The sequence below is a fragment of the Nonomuraea sp. NPDC049684 genome (genome assembly GCF_044465345.1).
Lineage (GTDB): Bacteria > Actinomycetota > Actinomycetes > Streptosporangiales > Streptosporangiaceae > Nonomuraea.
On record NZ_JBITLO010000019.1, the window covers coordinates 1 to 23,536 of the forward strand.

A 23,536-nucleotide genomic window follows, 5' to 3' on the forward strand; every position below is an offset into this window, starting at 1 on the left:
GCCCGCGCGGCCGTCGGGGTCGCCCCCCACCCCCCCCCCCCCCGCCGGCCGGGCCGCCCCCCCCCCCCCCCCCCCCCCCCCGCCCCCCCCCCCCCCCCGCCCGGGCCCCCCCCCCCCCCCCCCCCCCCCCCCCCCCCGCCGCCTTTTCGCATCCCTGACCTGCGGTGACATCCCCGATCTCGCTCCTCACGCGGCTTTCCTGACGCCCGTCGCCGGGTCCGGACGGCGGTCTTGACAGACGGTCTCTTTGCCTTCAAATTAGGCAAGGCTTACCTAACTAAAGCATTCGGGGAGGACGTGCCGCAATGGACGGGATCGACGGCGGGACCGCCTTGGTGACCGGCGCGGCCCGCGGCATCGGGGCGGCCGTCTGCGCCGCCCTGGCCGGGGCCGGGGCCGTGGTCGCCGCGGCCGACCTGCGACCGGTGACCGGCGGCGACGGGCGGCCGTACCGCCTGGACGTGCGCGACCCGCACGACGTCGAGCGCGTCGTCGCGGCGGTCGAGCGGGACCTCGGCCCGATCGCGATCTGCGTCAACACCGCGGGCGTGCTGCTGCCCGGCGAGGTGGACGGCACCGGCGACGACCACTGGAGGCAGAGCTTCGCCGTCAACGCCGACGGCGTCTTCCACGTCTCCCGCGCCGTCGCCCGGCGCATGACGCCGCGGCGGCGGGGCGTGATCGTCACCGTCGGCTCCAACGCGGCCGGCGTGCCGCGCGTCGGCATGGCCGCCTACGCCGCCTCCAAGGCGGCGGCCCGGATGTTCACCCGCTGCCTCGGCCTGGAGGTCGCCCGGCACGGCATCAGGTGCAACGTCGTCTCACCCGGCTCGACCGACACCGCAATGCTGCGCGCCCTGTGGGACGGCGCCGACCCCGACGAGGCGCTGTCGGCCACCCTGCACGGCGACCCGGCCGCCTTCCGCGTCGGCATCCCGCTCGGCCGGGTGGCCGACCCGGCCGACGTGGCCGACGCGGTGCTGTTCCTCTGCTCGGAACGGGCCAGGCACATCACCATGCACGACCTCCTCGTGGACGGCGGCGCCACCCTCCACACCTGACCCGCCCCGGCCCGCCGGGGCCGTCCGAACCCGCATCCCGTGATCCCGCCCCCGGGCCGGACCGGATGGACCGACCGAGATTGGACCGATCGAGATTGGACCTCCATTGCATCTGCTGACAACCGCGGCGGATCCGCTCGCGGGCTACGACCGCGCGGAGTCGGTGCTGTTCGCCTCCGCCCGCGGCACGCTGCTCACCCGCGGGGTGCGCGGCGTCGCCGGAGGCGACCTGGCCACGCTGGCCGGCAGGGTGGACGGCCCGGCAGCCGGGGCCATCGGCTTCGACGGCACGGCCCACCTGATCCAGCCCGAGTCCGAGACCTGGTCGCCGCCGCTGCCGCCGGGCGCCGCCCCCCTGGCCGGCGGCGGCTGGTGGAGCAGGCGGGTGCCCGAGCCGGCCGCGTACGCCGCCGCGGTGCGCAGGGCCCTGGCCGAGCTGGAGCGCGGCGGCCTGGCCAAGGTGGTGCTCGCCAGGACCGTGGAACTGCGTTCGGACGAGCCGATCGACCTGCCGGGACTGCTGCGCCCGCTGCTCGGGCACGGCTACTCCTTCGCCGCGCCGCTGCCCGGCGGCCGCACGCTCACCGGCGCCAGCCCCGAGCTGCTGGTCTCCCGCCACGGGCGCGCGGTGGTCAGCAACCCGCTGGCCGGTTCCGCGGCCCGCTGCGCCGACCCCGCCGAGGACCGGCGCAGGGCCGCCGCGCTGGCCGCCTCCGCCAAGGACCTGCGCGAGCACCGGCTGGTCGTGGAGGCGGTCGCCGACGCGCTCGCGCCGTACTGCGCGGGCCTGCGGGTGCCCGTCACACCTGAGCTGACCTCCACCGAGACCATGTGGCACCTGTCCACCCGCGTCACCGGCACGCTGCGCGACCCCGACACCCGCGTGCTCGCGCTGGCCGCCGCCCTGCATCCGACGCCCGCCGTCTGCGGCACGCCCGAGCAGGGGGCGCGGCGGATGATCGAGGAGCTGGAGCCGTTCGACCGCGGCTTCTACGCCGGTCTGGCCGGCTGGACCGACGCCGCGGGGGACGGTGAGTGGGCCGTGGCGATCCGCTGCGCCGAGGTGGCCGAGCACACCCTGCGCCTGTACGCCGGCGCGGGCATCGTCACCGGCTCCGACCCCGAGGCCGAGCTGGCCGAGACCGCCGCCAAGTTCCGCACCATGCTGCGCGCCCTGGGAGTCTCCGATGCCCTCGCCTGACCCCACCCGACACCCCGAAAAGCAATCGCCCCCACAGGCCGGGGACCGGTCGCCTGCGCCCCTTCACCCGTCACGGGCCGGGGAGGTGCGGGGTGCACTGGTCTGAGGAGGAGGCGGCGCGGTACCGGGCGGCCGGTTACTGGCGCGGCGAGACGTTCGGCGGCCTGCTGCGCGACCTGGCCGCCGCGTACGGCCCCCGCCCCGCCCTGATCTCGCCCACCGCCCGCTGGACCTTCCGCGACCTGGACGAGCGCGCCGACCGCCTGGCCGCCGGGCTGCGCGCGAGCGGCATCGGCCGCGGCGACCGCGTCGTGGTCCAGCTCCCCAACGTGCCCGAGTTCCACCAGGTGTGCTTCGCGCTGTTCCGGATCGGCGCCTGGCCGGTGTTCGCGCTGCCCGCCCACCGCTCGGCCGAGATCTCCTACTTCTGCTCCTTCACCGAGGCCGCCGCCTACATCTGCCCCGACGACGAGCACCGCGCCTACGCCCCCGGCACCCCCGCCCACGTCCTCGGCGAACTCCCCGAGACCGACCCGGACGAAGACGATCCGAGCGAGAGCGGCCCGGACCGCCCCGCGCCCGGCGACGTCGCGTTCCTTCAGTTGTCCGGCGGCAGCACCGGCCTGCCCAAGCTCATCCCGCGCACCCACGACGACTACATCTACAGCTTCCGCGCCAGCGCCGAGATCTGCGCGCTGCGGCCGGACAGCGTCTACCTGTGCGCCCTGCCCGCCGCGCACAACTTCCCGATGAGCTCGCCCGGCGTGTTCGGGGCGCTGAGCGCCGGGGCCGCGTCCGTGCTGGCCCCCGACCCCAGCCCCGGCACCTGCTTCCCGCTCGTCGAGCGCGAGCGGGTCACGATCGCGGCCCTCGTCCCGCCGCTCGCCCTGGTCTGGCTGGACGCCGCCGCCACCACCGGCCACGACCTGTCCAGCCTGGAGGTGCTCCAGGTCGGCGGCGCCAAGTTCAGCCGGGAGGCGGCCAAACGCGTGCGGCCCGAGCTGGGCTGCACGCTCCAGCAGGTGTTCGGCATGGCCGAGGGCCTGGTCAACTACACCCGCCTGGACGACGACGAGGAGACCATCGTCGCCACCCAGGGACGTCCCATCTCGCCCGACGACGAGATCCGCGTCCTGGACGACGACGGCCGCGACAGCGACCACGGCCACCTGCTGACCCGCGGCCCGTACACCATCCGCGGCTACTGGCGGGCCGAGGAGCACAACAGGACCGCCTTCACCGGCGACGGCTTCTACCGCACCGGCGACATCGTCCGGCGCACCCCCACCGGCCACCTGGTCGTCGAGGGGCGCGCCAAGGACCAGATCAACCGGGGCGGCGAGAAGATCGCGGGGGAGGAGGTCGAGAACCACCTGCTGGCCCACCCGGCGGTCCACGACGCCAGCGTGGTCGCCGTGCCCGACCCCTACATGGGCGAGCGGGCCTGCGCCTACGTCATCTGCCGCGGCGACCCGCCCACCGCGGCCGAGCTGCGCGCGTTCCTGCGCGGGCGCGGCATCGCCGCCTACAAGATCCCTGACCGGTTCGAGTTCGTCGACGCCTTCCCGCAGACCGCGGTCGGCAAGGTCAGCAAGCGCCACCTCCGCGAAAGGACATGACATGCCGATCCCCAGGATCGAACCGTACGCCATGCCGTCCGAGCTCCCGGCCAACCGGGTGGACTGGCGGCCCGACCCGCGCCGGGCCGTGCTGCTCGTGCACGACATGCAGAACTACTTCCTGCGCGCCTTCACCCCCGGCCGCTCGCCGATGGTCGAGCTGATGGCCAACGTGCTGGCGCTGCGCGAGCGGTGCGCCGAGCTGGGCGTGCCCGTCGTCTACTCCGCCCAGCCCGGCGCCCAGAGCGCCGAGCAGCGCGGCTTGCTGCTGGACTTCTGGGGCTCCGGCATCGGCGCCGACCCGCGCGAGGCCGCGATCGCCGACGAGCTGACGCCCGGCGACGGCGACGTGCTGCTCACCAAGTGGCGCTACAGCGCCTACCAGCGCACCGGGCTCGCCGAGCTGATGGCCGGGCAGGGCCGCGACCAGCTCGTCATCTGCGGCGTGTACGCCCACATCGGCGTGCTGATGACCGCCTGCGAGGCGTTCATGCGGGACGTGCAGGCGTTCGTGGTCGCCGACGCCGTCGCCGACTTCTCCCGGCAGCACCACGAGATGGCCCTGACCTACGCCGCCGAGCGGTGCGCCGTCACCACCACGACCACGCGCGTCAGCCGGGCCCTGTCGGGGGCGGTGGCCGGTGTCTGAGGCCGAGGAGCGCCTGCGCGCCCAGATCGCCGGCCTGCTGTACGTCGAGCCGTCCGAGCTCGGCCTGCACGACGACCTGCTGGACGTCGGCCTGGACTCCATCAGGGTGATGACGCTCATCGAGGGGTGGAAGCGGGAGGGCCGCGACCTCGGCTTCCCCGACCTCGTGGACCGGCCCACCATCGCGGCCTGGGCGGAGCTGCTCACGTGACCGTGCAGGCCATGCCGCTCACGGGCGCCCAGGCCGGGATCTGGCTCGCCCAGCGCCTGGACCCCGCCAACCCCGTCTACAACGCCGCGGACCGCATCGACCTGCGCGGCCCGCTCGACCCCGCCCTCTTCGCGCGGGCGCTGGAACGCTGCCTGGCCGAGGCCGAGCCGCTGCGCCTGCGCTTCACCGCCGAACCCGCCCAGTACCTGCCCGACTACGACTCGCTGCGCGGCTGCCTGACCGTGCTGGACCTGCGCGGCGAGCCCGACCCGGAGGCGGCGGCCGACGCCTGGATGCGGGCCGACCTGGCCACGCCCGTGGACGTCGTCACCGGCCCCCTGTCGCGGCACGCGCTGCTGCGCCTGGACGGCGACCACCACGTCTGGTACCTGCGGGCCCACCACATCCTCATCGACGCCTACGCCCTGTCGATGCTGGTCGGCCGGACCGCCGACATCTACACGGCGCTGGCCGACGGGCTGGCGCCGGGGGCGGGGCCGTTCGGGTCGATGGCGGCGGTGCTGGCCGAGGAGGAGGCGTACCTGGCCTCGGAACGGCGGGCCGGTGACCGGGCGTACTGGCTGGAACGGCTGGCCGCCGCCCCCGACCCCGCCGTGCTCGCCGGGACGCCCGCGCTGTCGGCCCCCGACCCCGCGGTGCTCGCCGGGACGGCGGCGCTGTCGGCTCCCGAGGTCGCCGGGCTTGCCGGGACGGCCGGGCTGTCGGCCCGCGAGGTCGTGCGGCGCCGCGCCTGCCTGCCGCCGCTGCCCCGGTGGGACGGCCTGGCCCGCGCCGCCCGCGCCACCTGGGCCGACGTCGCCGCCGCGGGCCTGGCCTGCTACGTGGGACGGCTCACCGGCAGCACCGACGTGCTGATCGGGCTGCCGCTGATGAACCGCACCGGGGCCGCCGTCCGCGTGCCGTGCCTGACGGTCAACGTCCTGCCGCTCCGGCTCGACGTACGGCCCGGCCGGACGGTCGGCGACCTGGTCGGCCAGGCCGCCCGCCGGATCGCCGAGGCCCGCCGCCACGGCCGCTACCGCATCGAGGACCTGCGCCGCGACCTGCGCCTCGGCGGGACGTCGCGGGCCCTGTTCGGCCCGCTGCTCAACATCAAGCCGTTCCCGGCCGAGACGAAGTTCGGCCGCGCGACCGGCGCCGTCACCAACCTCGCCGCCGGCCCGGTGGACGACCTGGCCGTGGCCCTCCTGCCCGACGGCGACCGCCTCACCCTGGAACTCGACGGCAACGCCGCCCACTACGACCCGGCCGCCCTGGCCGCCCACACCCGGCGCCTGGCCGCCTTCCTCACCACCCTGACCGACGCCGCCCCGGACACCCCGCTCGGCCGCCTCCCCCTCCTCACCGACGACGACCGCGCCGCCCTCCCCACCGAAACCGCGCCGCGCGCCGGCCGCACCGGCCGCGCCGCCGCGCGGACCCCTGGACGGACTGCTGGGCGGCCCACCGGGCGGCCCACCGAGCGGACCACCGAGCGGACCACCGGGTGGCCCGACGCCCGGCCCGACGCCCGGACCGACGGTCGCGCCACCAGCCGGACCGATGGGCGGACGGTGGTGGCCGCCTTTCTGGAGCAGGTCCGGCGGACGCCCGCCGAGACGGCCCTGGTGTGCGACGGCGACAGGCTCACCTACGAGGAGCTGGGCGCGCGGGTGGACCGGCTGGCCCGGCGGCTGGCCGCGTGCGGTGCGGGCCCGGAGCGGATCGTGGCCGTCATTCTGCCGCGCTCGGCCGAGCTGGTGGTGGCGCTGCTGGCGGTGCTGCGCAGCGGCGCGGCCTTCCTGCCGGTGGACCCCTCCTACCCGGCGGAGCGGCGCGCCCTCATGCTGGCCGACGCCGCCCCGTCCGTCGTGCTCACCCCAGGCTGGGCCGGGGACGCGCCCGGCACCCCAGACCCGCCGCCCCTCCCCGGGCCGGGCGACGCCGCGTACGTGATCTACACCTCCGGCTCCACCGGCCGGCCCAAGGGCGTCGTGGGCACCCACGGCGGCCTCGCCGCCCTCCTGGACTCCCACCGCGAACGCCTGTTCCCGGACGGCGGGAGGCTGCGCGTCGCGCACACCGCGTCGTTCTCGTTCGACGCCTCGCTGGACCCGCTGCTGTGGATGATCGGCGGCCACGAGCTGCACCTGCTCGGCGACGACCGCTACCGCGACCCCGAGGCCCTGACCGCCTACGTCCGCGAGCAGGGCGTCGACTACCTGGACCTGACCCCGTCCCACCTGAAGGAGCTGCCCGGCCTGCTGGCCGAGCCGCCGCGCGTCGTCGTGGTCGGCGGCGAGGCCGTGCCCGGTCCGCTGTGGCGGGCCCTGCGCGAGCGCACGTTCGCCGTCAACCACTACGGCCCCACCGAGGCCACCGTGGACGCCTACACCTGGCTCGGCGACGGCTCGGAAGGTCCCACCGCGGGCTCGTCGGCGCACGTGCTCGACGACGCGCTGCAACCGGCGCCGCCGGGCGCCGTCGGCGAGCTGTACCTGGCGGGGGAGGGGCTGGCCCGCGGCTACCTGGGGCGTCCCGACCTGACGGCCGAACGGTTCGTCGCCGGTCCCGGCGGATCGCGGCTGTACCGGACGGGCGACCGCGCCCGCTGGGCCGCCCCCGGACGGCTGGAGCTGCTGGGCCGGGCCGACGACCAGGTCAAGGTGCGCGGCGTGCGGATCGAGCCGGCCGAGGTCGAGGCGGTGCTGGAGGAGCACCCGTCGGTGGCCGCCGCCGCGGTCGCCCCCCACGCCGACCGCCTGATCGCCTACGTCGTCACCAACCCACCCGGCCAGCACCTCTCGCCGGGCGTGGGCGTCCCGTCCGGTCAGAATCTCTCGACGGGCGCGGACCTCCCGCTCGGACAGGACCTTCCGACGGGTGTGGAGTTGGTGCGGTTCGCGGCTGCGCGGTTGCCCGCCGGGATGGCGCCCGCCCAGGTCGTCACGCTGGAGGCGCTGCCTCGCACGCCCAACGGCAAGCTCGACCGCGCCGCGCTCCCCGCCCCCCAGACCAGGATCGCCACCGGCCGCGGTCCCGCGAACGCCGCCGAGGAGACCATGTGCGCCCTGTTCGCCGAGGTGCTGAACCTCCCGGCGGCGGGCCCCGAGGACGGCTTCTTCGACCTGGGCGGCCACTCGCTGCTGGCCGCCCGCCTCACCGTGCGGATCAGGGAGACCTTCGGCGCCGCCGTGCCGATCAGAGCCGTGTTCGACGCCCCCACCCCGGCCGGGCTCGCGGCCCGGCTCGGCGTCACCGCCGCCCCCCGGCCGCCCCTGGCCCAGGCCCTGAGGACCGGGCCGCGGCCCGACCCCGTGCCGCTGTCGTCCGCGCAGGCCAGGCTGTGGTTCCTGTACCGGATGCAGGGGCCGGACCCGACGTACAACATCCCGCTGGCGCTGCGGTTCGGCGGCGACGTGGACCGCGCCGCCCTGCGGGCCGCGCTCGACGACGTCGTGGCCCGGCACGAGATCCTGCGCACGGTCTTCCCCGAACGCGACGGCGTCCCCTGCCAGCGGATCCTGGACCGGTACAGGGTCCCGATGCCCGTCTGGCAGCCGGACGAGCCCGCCGAGGCCATGCGGCGGATCGCCCGCCGCGGCTTCGACCTGGCCGCCGAGCCGCCCCTCCGCGCCCACCTGCTGCGGCTCGGCCGCGACGAGCACGTGCTGATGCTCGTCCTGCACCACATCGCGGGCGACGGCTGGTCGGCGGGGCCGCTGGTCGGGGACCTGAGGACGGCCTACGAGGCCCGCCGGAGCGGACGGGCGCCGGCGTTCGGGCCGCCGCCCGTCCAGTACGCCGACTACACGCTGTGGCAGCGCGACCTGCCGCTGACCGGGCTGGAACACTGGCGGGCCACGCTGGCCGGCCTGCCGGACCGGCTCGACCTGCCTTTCGACCGGCCACGGCCCGCCGTGCTGGGCAGCGCGGGCGGCACGGTCCCCGTGGCGTTCCCGCCCGCCCTCATGGCCGCGGTCGGGGCGCTCGCCCGCCGCGCCCGCGCCAGCGTCTTCATGGTGCTGCACGCCGCCCTGGCCGCCCTGCTCACCCGGCTCGGCGCGGGCACCGACCTCCCGATCGGCACGCCCGTCGCGGGCCGCGGCGACAGCGCCCTGGACGGCGGCGTCGGCTTCTACGTCAACACCCTCGTGCTGCGCGCCGACACCTCGGGCGACCCGTCGTTCGCCGAGCTGCTGGAGCGGGTCAAGGCCGCCGACCTGGCCGCGTTCGACCACGCCGAGCTGCCCTTCGACCGGCTCGTCGAGGCGCTCAACCCGCCCAGGTCGCGCGACCGGCACCCGCTGTTCCAGGTCATGCTCGTCCACCAGGACGCCGCCGAACCGCCGGGCGTCGAGGTCGTCCACACCGGGACGGCGAAGTTCGACCTCACCCTGAACGTCGGCCCGTCCGGCGCCGGGTTCCTGGAGTACAACAGCGACCTGTTCGACCGGGCCACCGTCCGCGCCCTCGCCGGCCGGCTGACCCGCCTGCTGGAACAGGCCGTGGCCGACCCGGAGCGGCCGCTCGGCGCGTACGACCTGCTCGACGCCGCCGAACGCCGCACCCTGGTCGAGGAGTGGAACGGCGACCTGGTCAGCGAGCCCGGCGGCACCCTGCCCGGCCTGTTCGAGGCCCAGGCCCGCCGCACCCCGGACGCCGTCGCCGTGCACACCTGGACGTACGCCGAGCTGAACGCGCGCGCCAACCGGCTGGCGCACAAGCTCATCGCCCACGGCGCCCGTCCCGGCGCCGTCGTCGCGCTGTCGCTGCCCCGCTCGCCCGACCTGGTGGCGGCGCTGCTCGCGGTGGTCAAGACGGGCGCGGCCTACCTGCCGCTCGACCCGTCCCATCCGGCCGCCAGGACGGACCACATGATCGCCGACGCCGGGCCGGTGTGCGTCGTGGACGCGTCCTGGCTGGACGACCTCGGCGACTGGCTGGACCACGACCCGGAGCGCGACCTGCGTCCTGGCGACGCCGCGTACGTCATCTACACCTCCGGCTCCACCGGGCGGCCCAAGGGCGTGGTCGTCACCCACCACAACGTCGTCCGCCTGCTGTCGGCCACCGACGCCCGGTTCGGCTTCGGCCCCGGCGACGTGTGGACGCTGTTCCACTCCTACGCCTTCGACTTCTCGGTGTGGGAGCTGTGGGGCGCCCTGCTGTACGGCGGCCGCCTGGTCGTGGTGCCGTACGAGACCAGCCGGTCCCCGGGCGACCTGCTCGACCTGCTGGAACGCGAGCGCGTCACCGTGCTCAACCAGACGCCGTCGGCGTTCTACCAGCTCATCGCCGCCGACGACGGCCGCGACCTGGCCCTGCGGTACGTGATCTTCGGCGGCGAGGCGCTGGAGCCGGCCCGCCTTGCCCCCTGGCGGGCCCGCCGCCCGGACCTGCCGCGCCTGGTCAACATGTACGGCATCACCGAGACGACCGTGCACGTCACCCACCACGTGCTGCCGCCCGGCGACCAGCACGGCAGCCCCATCGGGCGCGGCATCCCCGACCTGCGGGTCTACGTCCTGGACGACCGCCTGCGGCCGGTGCCGCCCGGCGTGGTCGGCGAGCTGTACGTCGCCGGGGACGGCCTCGCCCGCGGCTACCTCGGCCGGCCCGGCCTGACCGCCGAACGGTTCGTCGCCGACCCCTTCGGGCGTCCCGGCACCCGCATGTACCGCTCCGGCGACCTGGCCCGATGGCGCGCCGACGGCACGCTCGACTACGCGGGCCGCGCCGACCAGCAGGTCAAGGTGCGCGGCTTCCGCATCGAGCCGGGCGAGGTCGAGGCGGCCCTGCTGCGGCACCCGTCGGTCGCCCAGGCGGCCGTGATCGTCCGCGAGGACCGGCCCGGCGACCAGCGCCTCACCGCCTACGTCGTCCCGCCCGCCGGAACCGCCGAGGTCGGAAGCACCTCCGGAAGCACCTCCGGAGGTGCTTCCGCCGGAAGCGCCTCCGGGGGGGCCGCCTCCGGGGGGGCCGCCTCCGCCGGGGACGCCGACGCCGGGATCGCCGACGTGGGGGAGGTGCGGGCGTTCGTGGCGCGGGTGCTGCCCGGCTACATGGTGCCGGCCGCCGTCGTCCGGGTGCCCGCGCTGCCGCTCACCGTGAACGGCAAGCTCGACCGCGCCGCCCTGCCCGCCCCCGAGGCCCCCACCGGCGGCGGCCGGCTGCCGGACGGGCCGCGCGAGGAGGCGATGTGCGCCCTGTTCGCCGAGGTGCTCGGCCTGCCCCGGGTCGGCGTGGACGACGGCTTCTTCGACCTCGGCGGCCACTCGCTGCTCGCGGTCCGGCTGGTGGCCAGGGTCAAGGAGGTGTTCGGCGCCGAGGTGTCCGTCGGCGCGCTGTTCGAGGCGCCGACCGCCGCCGCGCTCACCGCCCTGGCGCAGGGCGGCGCGCGCACCGACCCGCTGCGGGTGCTGCTGCCGCTGCGCGAGTCCGGCTCGCGGCCGCCGCTGTTCTGCGTGCACCCGGCGGGCGGGCTGAGCTGGTGCTACGGCGGCCTCATCCGGCATGTCCGGGACCGCCCGATCTACGGGCTGCAGGCCCGCCGCGACCACCTGCCCACCTCGCTGCGCCGCCTGGCCGCCGACTACGTGGCCCAGCTCAGGCTGGTGCGCCCGCGCGGGCCCTACCACCTGCTGGGCTGGTCCACCGGCGGGATCATCGCCCAGGAGATGGCCGTGCAGCTCCGGCTGGCCGGGCAGCAGGTCGCGCTGCTGGCCGTCCTGGACGCCTACCCCGCCGAGGGCATGCGCGACCTGCCGCCCTCCGACGAGGCCGAGGCGCTGGAGGCGCTGCTCACGATGGGCGGTTTCGCCCCCGACGCCGCCCTCACGCTGGAGCGGGTGGCGGAGATCCTGCGCCGCGAGTCCAGCCCCCTGGCCGGGCTGCCGGCCGGGACGCTGGCCGAGCTGAAGGACCTCTACCTCAACACCAACCGCCTCGTACGCGCCCTCGACACCCGCCGCTTCGACGGCGACGTGCTGTTCTTCCGCGCCACCGTCGACACGGTGGACGACACCCTGACCGCGGACGCCTGGCGCCCGCACGTCGGCGGCACGATCGAGACGCACGACGTGGCCTGCAGCCACAAGGACATGACCCAGCCGGGCCCGATCGCCGAGATCGCCGCGATCGTCGCCGCCCGCCTCGACCACCTTGACCGCCTCGACCGACTCGACCACCTCGACCGACCCGGCGGCCCCGGCCCCCGCGACGCCGCCGCCCCCAAGACCCAGGAGCACACCCCGTGAACCCCTTCGACGACCCGGACGGCCGGTTCCTCGTCCTGGCCAACGACGAGGACCAGCACTCCCTGTGGCCCTCCTTCGCCGCCGTCCCCGACGGCTGGTCGGTGCGCTTCGGGCCGGACGGCCGGGCCGCCTGCCTGGCCTACGTCCAGGCGTCCTGGACCGACCTGCGCCCCCGCAGTCTGCGCCGGTGAGGGGCCGCGTACTGGCCGCCTACGTCACGGCGATGTGCGTGAGCGGCCTGGACGCGACGATCGTCAACCCGGCGCTGTTCGCCCTCGCGGCCGACCTCGGCGTGCCGCCCGCCGCGGCGAACGCCGTGGAGTCGGCGTTCCTGGCCAGCCTCGCGATCGCCATGCCGGTCGCCGGCCGGCTGTGCGACCGGTACGGCGCGTCGCGCGTCTTCCTGGCCGCGCTCGCCGCGTTCACGGCGGCCTCCGGGCTGTGCGCGCTGTCGTGGGACCTGGGGTCGCTGGTGTGCTTCCGGGTGCTCCAGGGCGCGGCGGGCGGCGTGCTGACGCCCGCCGGGATGGCCATGCTGTTCGCCGCCTACGCCCCCGAGGAGCGCATGCGGCTGTCCCGGCACATCGTGGTGCCGACCGCGCTCGCGCCCGCGCTCGGCCCGGTGCTCGGCGGCCTGCTGGCCGACACGCTCTCGTGGCGCTGGGCGTTCCTGGTCAACCTGCCGCTCGGCGCGGCGGCCCTGCTCGCCGGGGCCGCCGCGCCGCGGCCCGCCCCCGCCTCCGGCCCCGGCATGGGCGGGGGCGCGGGCGGCGGGCGGCTGGACGTGCGCGGCCTGTTGCTCGCCGGCGGAGGGTCCGGCCTGCTGATGTACGGGCTGAACCAGGCCGCGGCCGGCATGTCGCCGCTCGCCTGGGCGGCGCTGCCCGCCGGGGCCGCCCTGGTGTGGGCGCTGGTCAGGCAGGCGCGCCGCGCCGAGCCGCCGCTGCTGGACCTCGGGCTGCTGGCCGACCGCGGTTTCCTGTGCGGCGCGGCCACCGCCGCGCTGTCGGCCGCCGGCCTGCTCGGCATGCTGTTCGCCTTCCCCGTGATGTACCAGGACGCGCTGGCGGCCACGGCCACCGACGCCGGTCTCGTGGTCTTCCCCGAGGCGCTGGGGCTCATGGCCGCCGGATTCCTGGTGGACCGCGCCTGCGCCCGCTGGGGCGAGCGGCGCGTGGTGGCGGCCGGGCTGCTCGGCGGCGCGGCGCTGTTCGCGTTCCTCGCGCTGGCCGAGCCGGGGCCGTGGACGCTGCGGGCCGTCATGTTCGCCGTCGGCCTGGTGCTCGGGCAGGCCGTGACGGCGGTGCAGGTGTCGGCGTTCACGACGGTCGGGCCGCGGGTGATGGGCCGGGCCATGACCCTGTTCCAGTCGCTGCGCATGCTCGGCGGCGGGCTCGGCGTCGGCGTGTGCGCCGCCGCGGCGGCCCTGGCCGGGTACCCCGCCGCGCTGCTGGCCGCCGCGGCGTTCCTGCTGGCGGCCTACGGCGCCGCCGCCCTGCTGCGGCCCACCGCCACCGTGGCCCGAGAGGCCGGGACCACCGGCTGAGAGCCTGGTGGGCCCGGGACTACCGGCTGAGGGCCAGGTCGGCGGCCGTCAGCGCGAGCAGGACGGCCGCCTCGACCAGCGCGCGGTCGGCCGCCGGGGCCGCCGCGGCGGCCGCGAACCCCGGCTCGTGCGGCGCGGCCCCGCCCGCCCCGATGTCCAGCATCGGATGGACGGCCGGCACGACGTGCGACACGTTCCCCATGTCCGTCACCGCGAACGGCTCACGCTCCACCGCCGCCGGACGGCCCAGCGCGGCGGCGTTGGCCGCGTACAGACCGGCCAGCGCGGCGTCGTCGCGGAAGTCCAGGTAGTCGGGCTCCGGCCGGGTCAGCCGCAGCTCGCAGCCGGTCGCCGTCGCCGCGCCGCGGAAGCAGGACTCCACCCGCGCCCGCAGCCCCGCCAGGCCGGCCGCGGCGGCGGCCCTGATCTCGTAGGAGGCCGTGGACCTGGCCGGGATGACGTTGGGCGCCTCGCCCGCCGAGGTGACCACGCCGTGCACGCGCAGGTCGCGCGGGAGCTGCTGGCGCATCAGGCCGATCGCCACCTGGGCCAGCGTCATCGCGTCTGCCGCGTTGCGGCCCTCGTGCGGGGCGAGGGTCGCGTGCGCGGCCCGTCCGGTGTACTCGGCGTCCAGGGTGCCGAGCGCGAACGAGCGGAACCGGACGGTCTCGAACGGCCCGGGATGCACCATCATCGCGGCGTCCACGCCGTCGAACACCCCGGCCTCCAGCAGCAGCGCCTTGCCGCCGCCGCGTTCCTCGGCCGGGGTGCCGACGACCTTCACGGTCAGCCCCAGCTCGTCGGCGAACGGGGCCAGCGCCAGGCCCGCGCCGGTCGAGGCGGCGGCGATGACGTTGTGGCCGCAGGCGTGGCCGAGGCCGGGCAGCGCGTCGTACTCGGCGCAGAAGGCCACGGTCAGCGGGCCGCTGCCGCGGGCGGCGGAGAAGGCCGTCGGCAGGCCGCCCGCGCCCGCCGTCACCGCGAAGCCGCCCGCTTCGAGCAGGCCCGCGGTCCAGGCGGCCGCCCGGTGCTCCTCGAACGCGGTCTCGGGGTGGGCGTGGATCCGGTGGCTGAGCGCGACCAGCTCGGGGGCGCGGGCCTCGGCGCGGCGGCGGACGGCGTCCCTGACGTTCACAGCCAGCCCGCCGCGAGGTCGGTGAGGCCGTCGGCCAGGCCGCCGAGCCAGCAGGCCGGGTCGTGGCCGCCGTTGTACTCGGTGTAGCTCACCTCGTACCCCTGGGCGGCGAGGGCGCCGGCGAAGCGGCGGTTCTCCTCCAGCAGCATCCACTCCAGCCGGCCGGCCTCGACGTGGAAGCGCACCGGCAGCCTCGGGACGGCGGCGTACCGGCGGGTCAGCCGTTCCGGATCCTCGTCCGGCCACCAGTACGACCCCGACTGCGACAGGACGTTGCCGAACCGTCCGGGCGCGAGCAGCGCGGCGTAGGAGGCGGTCAGCCCGCCGAGGCTCTGCCCCGCGATCACGGTCAGCCCCGGATCGCTCGTCGCCCGCCACGTGCGCTCCGCCCACGGCAGCAGGTCGTCGGCCAGGTAGCGGACGAACGGCTCGTGGCAGGCCAGCTCCCGCAGCCGGGACGGCCGGTCCACCGAGTCGGGCATCAGCACGACGAGCGGCGGCAGGCGGCCCTCGTTCACCAGGTTGTCCAGGGTGGGCGCGACGCGTCCGGCCCACACCTCGCCGTCCAGCAGCACCACGACGGGAAGGGGACCGGCGGCCGGGCCGGGCGGCGTGTAGACCCACACCCGCCGCCCGCCCGACCGCGCCTGACCGACCCGGCCGCGCGGCACGCCCGGCCGGCGCTCCCGGTACGGCTGCGGCGGCGCCTGCGGCAGCTCCAGCAGCGAGGACGGACGCCGGTCCGGCGGTCCTGGCACGGTGAGCGGGTTGCCCGGATCCGGCACGGCCGCGCGCAGGACCTGGAGCCAGGAGTCCCGGTCGGTGCCCGGCAGCCGGTCGCAGGGCAGGATCTGGTAGCCGGCGCGCAGGTCGGCGTCCAGTTCGTAGGTGAGGTGGAGCAGGTCGCTGCCCGGACGGCGGGTCATGACATGCCGGCTGATGTCGCCCGCGTGCCGGTCGCGGTCGGTCATTGTGTTGATCAGCACGACCGCCTGCTCGCCGCGCGACCTGGGCCGCCAGAGGAACGTCACCTTGCACCGGCCGGGCGTGCCGGCGGGCTCGACGATCGGGGTGGTTGCGGGTGTCATGTCACGGCCTCCGGTCCGACAGCAGGGTCCACAGCAGGAAGGGGCCGCCCAGGATGCTGGTCACGACGCCCACGGGGATCTCGGCGCCGTCGGCGGCCACGCGCCCGGCCGTGTCGGCGATCACGACCAGCGCCGCGCCGGTGAGCGGCGCGCCGACCAGCGGCAGCCGGGCCGGTCCTGCCAGCCGGGCGGCGACGACGGGCGCGGCCAGGGCCACGAACGCGACCGGCCCGGCCACACCGGCCGCCAGCCCGGCCAGGACGACGGCGAGCGCCAGCAGGGCGATCCTGGTGCGGCCCGGATCGACGCCGAGCCCGGCGCTGACGTCCTCGTCGAAGCGCAGCACGGCCATCCGGCGGGCCAGCGCGAGCGCGGCCGGGACCAGCACCGCCAGCCCGGCGGCCACCGGCAGGGCGACGGAGTAGCCGCGCCCGGCCAGGCTGCCCACGCTCCAGGAGTGCACGGCCGTGGCCGAGCCGAGCCCCTGCCAGGCCAGCAGCGACTGGGTGAGCGCGCCGGCCAGCGTGGTCAGCGCCAGGCCCGTCACGATGAACCGGTAGCCCTGCCGGCCGACGCCGCCCGAGACGGCGAACACCGCCACGGCGGCGGCCAGCGCGCCCGCGGGGCCGATCCACCAGTGGGCGAACAGCGTGCCCGAGGCGGACGCCGTCCCGGCGACCATGATGGCGATGACCGCGCCCTGGTTGATGCCGAGCAGGTCGGGGGTGGCCAGCCGGTTGCGCGCCAGCGCCTGCGTCAGGCAGCCGGACAGCCCGAGCGCCGCCCCCGCCACCAGCCCCGCCACCACCCGCGGCAGCCTGATCTCCTGGACGAGCAGCACGTGCCCGCCCTCGCCCGAGCCCGCCAGCGCACTCAGCGCCTGCCCGGCCGTCATGCCCGACTGCCCGGCCGCCACCGCCGCCACCACGGCCGCCGCGGTGACCGCCAGCAGCGCCGCCGCCGCCACGGACGACCGTACGGGCACCAGCACCGACCAGCCCCGCCCCCGCACGACCCGCGCGCCGGAAGGCGACGGCCCGCCCGCCCGCGCGCCCCCGCGGACGGGCCGCCGCCGCGGCGCCCCGGACGGGAGCAGGTCACCGGGCCCGGCGGCCACCGCCCGCGACCGGGCCACCACGACCAGCACCGGCGCCCCCAGCACGGCGACCAGCAGCGCCACGGGCGCCTCGTACGGCCGCGCGACCACCCGGGCCAGCACGTCGGCCCCCAGCAGCACCACCGCCCCGGCCAGCCCGGACAGCACGATCCGCGCCCCCACCCGCCCCCCGCCCAGGGACCTGGACAGGTATCCGGCCAGCAGGCCGAGGAAGCCGATCGGACCGGCGACCGCGACCGCCGCGGCGCTGAGCAGCGTCACCGCCGCCGTCACCCACAGCCGCGTGCGCCCGGGCCGGTGGCCGAGCGCGACGGCCAGGTCGTCGCCGAGCGCCAGCGCCGCCAGCGGCCGGGCCGCGACCGCCGCCATGACCAGCCCCGCCGCGACCGCCGGCGCGATCGCCAGCACCCGATCCATGGGGATCCCGGCCAGCGAGCCGAGGATCCAGTACCGGTACTGGTCGAACGTCACCGGGTCGGCCACCAGCACGGCCGTGGTGATCCCGGTGAGCGTGGCCGACAGGGCGGCGCCGGCCAGCACCAGCTTCAGCGGCGAGAGCCGGGCCCCGACCGCGAGCACGGCCCCGGTGGCCAGCAGCGCGCCGCCGAGCGCCCATCCCAGGTACGCGCCGCCGGTCTGCGCCCCGGCGGTGACGATCCCGGTCACGACGCCGAGGGCGGCGCCCGCGTTCACGCCGAGCAGCCCGGTCTCGGCCAGCGGGTTGCGGGTGACCGACTGCAGCAGCATGCCCGAGACCCCGAGCGCGGCGCCGACGACGAGGGCGGCCAGCGTCCGGGGCAGCCGCAGGGTGTCCACCACCATGCGCAGGTGGCCGTCCCCGCCGCCGCCGAGCAGGTAGCCGAGGACCTGCCCGGGGGCGACCCGGCCCGCGCCGGTGAGCATGGACGCCGCGCACAGGGCCAGCAGCGCGGCGGCGCCGAGTCCGAAGGCGCGGACTTGCGTAAACATAAGGTAAGGCTAACCTAAAAAAGGTAAGGCTTTCCTAATTTCTTAGCTCGGGAGCTCGTATGGCCCCTCTCCGCAGGGTCGGCGGACTGCTCGTCGCCGCCGCCGCCGTCCTGACCGCCGTGGCGTGCGGCGCGTCCTCCGCACCCGCCGCGCCGGGCGCGTCCGCCGCCGCGCCGGCCGTCCGGGAGGTCAAGGACGCCACCGGCACCCTGATCAAGGTCCCGGCCGAGCCCAGGCGCGTGGTCACCCTCACCCAGGAGGACCTGGACGCCGTCCTGGCCCTCGGCGTGACCCCGGTGGGCATCACCAACGGCCAGGGCATCGGCACGCCGCCGGCCTACCTGGCCGACCGGGTGAAGGGCGTCCCGGTCGTGGGCAACCTGCTGCAGCCGGTCATCGACAAGGTCGTCGAGGCCAGGCCCGACCTCATCCTCGCCGGCGACCTCCAGGACCAGCAGCTGCTGGACCAGCTCCGCAAGGTCACCCCGGCCACCGTGGTCACGATGGCGCCCTCCGACGACTGGAAACTGTCGTTCATGGGCGTCGGCAACGCGCTCAACAAGCTGGACGCGGCCAGGAAGGTGATGGCCGACTACGACGCCCGCGTCGCCGCGGCCAAGGCCCGGATCAAGCCGGCCGAGGTGAGCATCGTGCGCTGGAACCCGCAGGGCCCGAGCTGGATGGAGAAGCGGCAGTTCGCCGGCTTCGTCGCCACCGACCTCGGCCTGACCCGTCCCGCCGCCCAGGACAAGGACGGCACCGCCCACTCCATGCCGCTCAGCCTGGAGGCGCTGTCGGACATCGACGGCGAATGGCTGTTCGTCTCCACGCTGACCGCCGACGGCCAGAAGACGCTCGACGAGGTGCGGCGGACGCCCGCGTTCAAGGAGCTGAAAGCGGTCAAGGCCGGGCACGTCGTGCCGGTGAACGGCTCGGTCTGGAGCACCCGCGGCGCCCCGCTGGCCGCCGGCGTCGTCCTCGACGACCTGGTCAAGGCCCTGACCGCGGCCTGAACGGGGCCCGGAAAGGGAATTTACCGGCCGCGGCGCGGGTTGGCGGGGGTGATCGTCCGCATCCGATGAGGAGAACCCATGAACGACCACCCCGACGCCCCGGCCGTCCGACAGCTCCGGCTGGTCGTCGAGGCGGAGGACTACGAGGCGGCGCTGACCTTCTACCGCGACGTGCTCGGCCTGCCCGAGGAGGCCGCCTACTCCTCCGGCGACGGCGCCCGCGTGGCCATCCTCGACGCGGGACGGGCCACCCTGGAGATCGCGAACCCGGCCCAGAAGAAGATGATCGACGACGTCGAGGTGGGCCGGCAGGTGGCGCCCAAGCTCCGGGTCGCCTTCGAGGTGGACGACTCCCGCGAGACCACCGCCCGCCTGGTGTCGGCCGGCGCGGACGAGGTGGCCCCGCCCACGCTCACCCCCTGGCAGTCGCTCAACGCCCGCCTCGACGCGCCCGGCGGCCTGCACATCACCGTCTTCCAGGAGCTCGCCACCTCCGAGGAGCGCGAGAAGCTGGACGGCTTCGGCACCTCCTGACCGCCGCGTCCCGGCCGGTCGCTCATCCGGCGGCGGTGGGGCGGGCGCGCACGTGCATGCGCTCGCCCTGCCGCCCGAACAGGGCGAGCACCTCCGCGGGGTCGGGGCCGGGATTGGCGAACGCGTGCGGCACGCGGGTGTCGAACTCGGCCACCTCGCCCGCGGTCAGCACCACGTCGTGCTCGCCGAGCAGCAGGCGCAGCCGCCCGGACAGCACGTAGAGCCACTCGTAGCCCTCGTGGGCCCGCTGCTCGTACTCGCCGTGGGGCCAGCCCGGCGGGTAGATCTGCTTGTACGCCTGGATCCCGCCCGGACGCCGGCTCAGCGGGATGTAGGTCATGCCGTAGCGCGACACCGGCCGCAGGTGCACCCGCGGATCGCCGGTCGGCGGCACGTCGATCAGCTCGTCCAGCGGCACCTGGTGGGCGCGCGCCAGCGACAGCAGCAGCTCCAGCGTGGGCCGGCGGCCGCCTGACTCCAGCCGCGACAGCGTGCTGACCGAGATGCCCGTGGCCTCGGCGAGCTGGGCCAGCGTCACGCCCCGCCGCTGCCGCAACGCCCGCAGCCGCGGCCCCACCGCCCGCAGGACCTCGTCGAGATCCGGTGTCCCGTCCATGCGCCCAGCTTGCCATTTCGGCAACGACATTTGTCAACTTCGTCGCCCGGGACGCACAGTGTGCCATCGGCACATCTCTGGAGGAACGCGTGGACGACAAGATGGACGACAAGAGGGACGGCAAGTACGACGTGGTGGTCGTCGGCGGCGGGGCCGCCGGGCTCAGCGGCGCCCTGACCCTGAGCCGGGCCCGCCGCAGGGTGCTGGTCATCGACGAGGGCCGGCCGCGCAACGCCCCGGCCGACGGCGTGCACACCTACCTGGGCCGGGAGGGCACCCCGCCGCTCGACCTGCTGGCCGCCGGCCGCGAGGAGGTGACCGGGTACGGCGGCGAGCTCGTCACCGGCTCCGCCGTGGCGGCCGAACGCCTGGACGCCGGCGGTTTCCGCGTGCGGCTGGCCGACGGGTCCGCGGTCGTGGCGGACCGGCTGCTGGTCACCACGGGCCTGGTGGACGAGCTGCCCGACCTGCCCGGCGTGGCCGAGCGGTGGGGCCGGGAGGTGCTGCACTGCCCGTACTGCCACGGGTGGGAGGTGCGCGACCAGCCGATCGGCGTGCTGGCCGCCGGGTCGATCGCCGCCCACCAGGCGCTGCTGTGGCGGCAGTGGAGCGACGACGTGACGCTCTTCACGCACACCGCCCCGCCGCTCGGCCCGCAGGACCGGGCCAGGCTGGCCGCGCGCGGCGTCACCGTCGTCGAAGGGCGGGTCGCCGGCCTGTCGCCGGACTCCGGCCCGCTCACCGGCGTCACCCTGGAGAACGGCGACGTCGTCCCGTGCCGGGCCTTCGTGGTCGCCCCGCGCTTCACCGCCCGCTCCGCCCTGCTGGCCGGGCTCGGCGTCGAGACGGCCGAGCAGCTCATGAACGGGCACGTCATGGGCGTCCACGTGCCCGCCGACCCGGCCGGCGCGACCGGCGTCCCCGGCGTGTGGGTGGCCGGGAACGTGGCCAACCTGGGCGAGAACGTCATCGGCGCCGCCGCCGCGGGCGTCAGGGCGGCGGCGGCCATCAACGCCGACCTGATCGAGGAGGAGACCCGCCGCGCGGTGGACGCCGCCGCGCCGGTCTCCGGCGAGCAGTTCTGGGACGACCGCTACGGGCAGTCCGAACGGATCTGGAGCGGCAACCCCAACGCGCGCCTGGTCGAGGAGGTCGCGGACCTGGCGCCCGGCACCGCGCTGGAACTGGGCTGCGGCGAGGGCGCCGACGCCGTGTGGCTGGCCCGCCGCGGCTGGCGGGTCACCGCCGCCGACATCTCCGGCGTGGCCCTGGCCCGCGCCGCCGCCCACGCCGCGGACGCGGGCGTGGCCGAGCGCGTCGACTGGCAGCGCCACGACCTGGCCGAGTCCTTCCCCGAGGGCGAGTACGACCTGGTCACCGCCAGCTACCTGCACTCGCCCGCCGAGCTGTCGCGCGAGAAGGTGCTGCGCGCCGCGGCCGCGGCCGTCGCGCCCGGCGGCCAGCTCCTGGTGCTCGGGCACGCCGGCCCCCCGCCGTGGCAGCCCGACGCCGGCGTCGAGCTGCCCACCCCGCGGCAGGTGCTCGACGCGCTGGAACTGGCCGAGGGGGAGTGGGAGGTGCTGCGCGCCGAGGAGTTCGAACGCGCCCAGACCGCCCCCGACGGCACGCCGGCCGTCCGCGTCGACAACGTGCTGAGGATCCGGCGGCGCGGCTGACCCGGCCCCTCAGCGGCGACGGCGGCGCGCAGCTCGTCGTCCGGCAGTTCCGAGGCGCTCATGCCCTCGGCTCCACGCCACCCCGGCCCCCGTGTCCAGACGACGGGACGCGTCAGTCGAGGGCAGTCGTCAGCGGGCCGCGGGCGGCCTCCTCCAGCAGGGCGACGGCGCCGGTCAGGGCGGGGAAGGCGTCGATGAAGGCGTCGACCGGGTGCGGGTCGAAGTCGGCGGGCCTGCGCAGCCCGCTCTGCATGCAGGCGACGAACCGCAGGCCCGCGCCGGTGGCCGCGGCGGCGTCGGTGGGGGAGTCGCCCACGTAGAGGCACTCGTCGGGGGCCAGTCCGGTGGCGGCCAGCAGCTCGTCGAAGGCGCGCGGGTCGGGCTTGCCGAAGCGCGTGTTGCCGGCGTGGTAGACGGCCGCGATCCGGCCGTCGAGCGCGTGGCCCGGCGCCATCAGGTGCTCCATCTCGGCCTCGTCGCGCGAGGTCAGCAGCATGACCTCGCGCCCGGCCGCGTTGAGCTCGTCGATCGCGCGCAGGTTCTCCCCCGGGACGACGTCGACCAGCCCGGCCGCCACGTACTCGCGCAGCACGGCGTGGTGCAGGGGCAGGTAGGCGGCCAGGTCGAGGCCGGGCGAGCGCAGCGGCATGGCCTCGTGCAGCGGCCGGCCCCAGGTCGCCACGTGCGCCGCCCTGGACATGGGCCCGTGGCCGAGCCGCCCCAGGACCTCGTTCTCCAGCTCGAAGCACGCGGCCTCGGTGAGGCACAGGGTGTCGTCGACATCAACCACCACGGCACGGATCACAGGCCACACCATAACCGGTGGCCGTCTCAGGAGCCGACGGCGGCGGCGCGCAGCGCGCCCGCCAGGTCCGCGACCGGCCCGGGGACGGGGCCGGGCAGGCGGGCCAGCAGCAGCCGCCGCTGCTCGCGCGGGCCGCCCCGCACCGGCAGCACCCGTACGCCCTCCGGCACGGCCGGGCCCATCGACGCCGGCACCGTGGTCAGCCCGCAACCGGCCGCCACGAGGGCGAGCTTGGCCAGCCAGTCGCGGACGACGAGCACCGTCTGCGGCCGCTCGTCCAGGCCCGGCCACACGCCCAGGGTGGGGGTCTCGCCCGCCGGGGCGGCCGGGCCGGCGATCCAGGCGCGGCCGTGCAGGTCGGCGACGTCCACGTACTCGCCCCTGGCCAGCGGGTGCCCGGCGGGGACGGCCACGCGCAGGCCGCGCTCGGTCAGGATCTCGATCTCCAGCGGCGGCGTCTCGGCGTCCGAGGCGCGGAACGGCGGGGCCGAGCTGAGCAGGGCCACGTCCAGCGTGCCGGCCCGCAACGCGCGGACCAGGGCCGAGCTGCCGTCCTCCCGCCCGGTGACCGCGATGGACGGACGCGTGCGGCGCAGCTCGGCCAGCGCGCGGGGCACCAGCGCCGCCCCCGCGCTGGCGAACCAGCCGAACCGGACGGTCGCCGGCTCGCCGGGCAGCCCGGCCAGCTCCCTGGCCGCGGCGTCGACCTCGTCCACGACGGCCGCGGCGCGGCGCAGCACGAGCCGTCCGGCGGCGGTCAGCCGCACGCCGTCGTGCCGCCGCTCCAGCAGGCGGGCCCCGGCCGCGCGTTCGAGCGCGGCGACCTGCCGGGACACGGCGGACTGCGTGTAGCCGAGGGCGGTGGCCGCCGCGGTGAGCGTGCCGCGCTCGGCGACCTCCCGGAAGACCCGCAGGGCGGTGAGCGACGCGTCGGTGAAGGCCATGACGATCACGCATACCGGACTTGAGGAACTTTCGCTACCCGAATGCCTACGTCCGCTCCTAACGTGACCGGTGCCGGGAGCGCGCACCGGCCC

The 23,536-nt window shown here is 76.4% G+C and carries 17 protein-coding genes; 11 read left to right on the top strand and 6 right to left on the bottom strand.

Annotation, left to right across the window (positions count from 1 at the left end; genetic code table 11):
• Positions 1-305 precede the first annotated feature (305 nt).
• The 8 genes from ACIBST_RS41355 to ACIBST_RS41390 all read left to right on the top strand — a co-directional run bounded on the left by ACIBST_RS41355 (position 306) and on the right by ACIBST_RS41390 (position 13,546).
• On the top strand, positions 306-1,061 hold the full coding sequence (locus tag ACIBST_RS41355) for a 2,3-dihydro-2,3-dihydroxybenzoate dehydrogenase (protein ID WP_397178976.1): 756 nt from the start codon (positions 306-308) through the stop codon (positions 1,059-1,061).
• 106 nt (positions 1,062-1,167) lie between these two features.
• Entirely contained in the window at positions 1,168-2,262 is a 1,095-nt protein-coding gene (locus ACIBST_RS41360) for an isochorismate synthase (protein ID WP_397178977.1), read from the top strand.
• A gap of 92 nt (positions 2,263-2,354) precedes the next feature.
• Positions 2,355-3,881 (top strand): (2,3-dihydroxybenzoyl)adenylate synthase, encoded by a 1,527-nt coding sequence (locus tag ACIBST_RS41365; protein WP_397178978.1) that lies wholly within the window; start codon positions 2,355-2,357, stop codon positions 3,879-3,881.
• A 1-nt stretch (position 3,882) separates the two neighbouring features.
• A complete protein-coding gene (locus ACIBST_RS41370) occupies positions 3,883-4,530 on the top strand; it encodes an isochorismatase family protein (RefSeq protein ID WP_397178979.1) in 648 nt (215 codons plus the stop codon).
• The gene (locus ACIBST_RS41375) at positions 4,523-4,741 is read left to right on the top strand and encodes a phosphopantetheine-binding protein (RefSeq protein WP_397178980.1); all 219 of its coding nucleotides are present in this window, start codon (positions 4,523-4,525) and stop codon (positions 4,739-4,741) included. The genes ACIBST_RS41370 and ACIBST_RS41375 overlap by 8 nt, the downstream gene beginning before the upstream one ends.
• Positions 4,738-12,000, top strand: a complete 7,263-nt coding sequence (locus ACIBST_RS41380) for an amino acid adenylation domain-containing protein (protein ID WP_397178981.1) — start codon at positions 4,738-4,740, stop codon at positions 11,998-12,000. The genes ACIBST_RS41375 and ACIBST_RS41380 overlap by 4 nt, the downstream gene beginning before the upstream one ends.
• Positions 11,997-12,191, top strand: a complete 195-nt coding sequence (locus tag ACIBST_RS41385) for an MbtH family protein (protein WP_397178982.1) — start codon at positions 11,997-11,999, stop codon at positions 12,189-12,191. The genes ACIBST_RS41380 and ACIBST_RS41385 overlap by 4 nt, the downstream gene beginning before the upstream one ends.
• A complete protein-coding gene (locus ACIBST_RS41390; protein ID WP_397178983.1) occupies positions 12,188-13,546 on the top strand; it encodes an MFS transporter in 1,359 nt (452 codons plus the stop codon). The genes ACIBST_RS41385 and ACIBST_RS41390 overlap by 4 nt, the downstream gene beginning before the upstream one ends.
• A 19-nt stretch (positions 13,547-13,565) precedes the next feature.
• Here the strand turns inward: ACIBST_RS41390 and ACIBST_RS41395 are convergent, their stop codons facing one another.
• Genes ACIBST_RS41395 through ACIBST_RS41405 form a run of 3 tightly spaced genes read right to left on the bottom strand, consistent with a single transcriptional unit; the run spans position 13,566 to position 17,855 of the window.
• Positions 13,566-14,681 (bottom strand): amidohydrolase, encoded by a 1,116-nt coding sequence (locus ACIBST_RS41395; RefSeq protein WP_397178984.1) that lies wholly within the window; start codon positions 14,679-14,681, stop codon positions 13,566-13,568.
• Complete coding sequence (gene fes / locus ACIBST_RS41400; RefSeq protein ID WP_397178985.1) at positions 14,678-15,769, bottom strand: enterochelin esterase; 1,092 nt, start codon at positions 15,767-15,769, stop codon at positions 14,678-14,680. The genes ACIBST_RS41395 and fes overlap by 4 nt, the downstream gene beginning before the upstream one ends.
• Before the next feature lies 1 nt (position 15,770).
• Positions 15,771-17,855: an iron chelate uptake ABC transporter family permease subunit gene (locus ACIBST_RS41405; protein ID WP_397178986.1), complete on the bottom strand. Its 2,085-nt coding sequence runs from the start codon at positions 17,853-17,855 to the stop codon at positions 15,771-15,773.
• 59 nt (positions 17,856-17,914) lie between these two features.
• Here ACIBST_RS41405 and ACIBST_RS41410 point away from each other — a divergent pair, with 59 nt between their 5' ends.
• Positions 17,915-18,868, top strand: coding sequence for an ABC transporter substrate-binding protein (locus tag ACIBST_RS41410; protein WP_397178987.1), 954 nt, complete (start codon positions 17,915-17,917; stop codon positions 18,866-18,868).
• A gap of 78 nt (positions 18,869-18,946) precedes the next feature.
• The gene (locus ACIBST_RS41415; RefSeq protein ID WP_397178988.1) at positions 18,947-19,402 is read left to right on the top strand and encodes a VOC family protein; all 456 of its coding nucleotides are present in this window, start codon (positions 18,947-18,949) and stop codon (positions 19,400-19,402) included.
• A gap of 22 nt (positions 19,403-19,424) precedes the next feature.
• Here ACIBST_RS41415 and ACIBST_RS41420 read toward each other — a convergent pair whose 3' ends face one another.
• A complete protein-coding gene (locus ACIBST_RS41420; RefSeq protein WP_397178989.1) occupies positions 19,425-20,018 on the bottom strand; it encodes a helix-turn-helix domain-containing protein in 594 nt (197 codons plus the stop codon).
• Positions 20,019-20,107: 89 nt separating this feature from the next.
• Between ACIBST_RS41420 and ACIBST_RS41425 the strand changes: the two genes are divergently transcribed.
• Entirely contained in the window at positions 20,108-21,694 is a 1,587-nt protein-coding gene (locus ACIBST_RS41425; protein WP_397178990.1) for an FAD-dependent oxidoreductase, read from the top strand.
• Between the two features lie 112 nt (positions 21,695-21,806).
• Here the strand turns inward: ACIBST_RS41425 and ACIBST_RS41430 are convergent, their stop codons facing one another.
• Both ACIBST_RS41430 and ACIBST_RS41435 read right to left on the bottom strand, forming a co-directional pair.
• Positions 21,807-22,487, bottom strand: a complete 681-nt coding sequence (locus ACIBST_RS41430) for an HAD family hydrolase (protein ID WP_397178991.1) — start codon at positions 22,485-22,487, stop codon at positions 21,807-21,809.
• A 38-nt stretch (positions 22,488-22,525) separates the two neighbouring features.
• Complete coding sequence (locus ACIBST_RS41435; protein ID WP_397178992.1) at positions 22,526-23,443, bottom strand: LysR family transcriptional regulator; 918 nt, start codon at positions 23,441-23,443, stop codon at positions 22,526-22,528.
• Between the last annotated feature and the right edge of the window lie 93 nt (positions 23,444-23,536).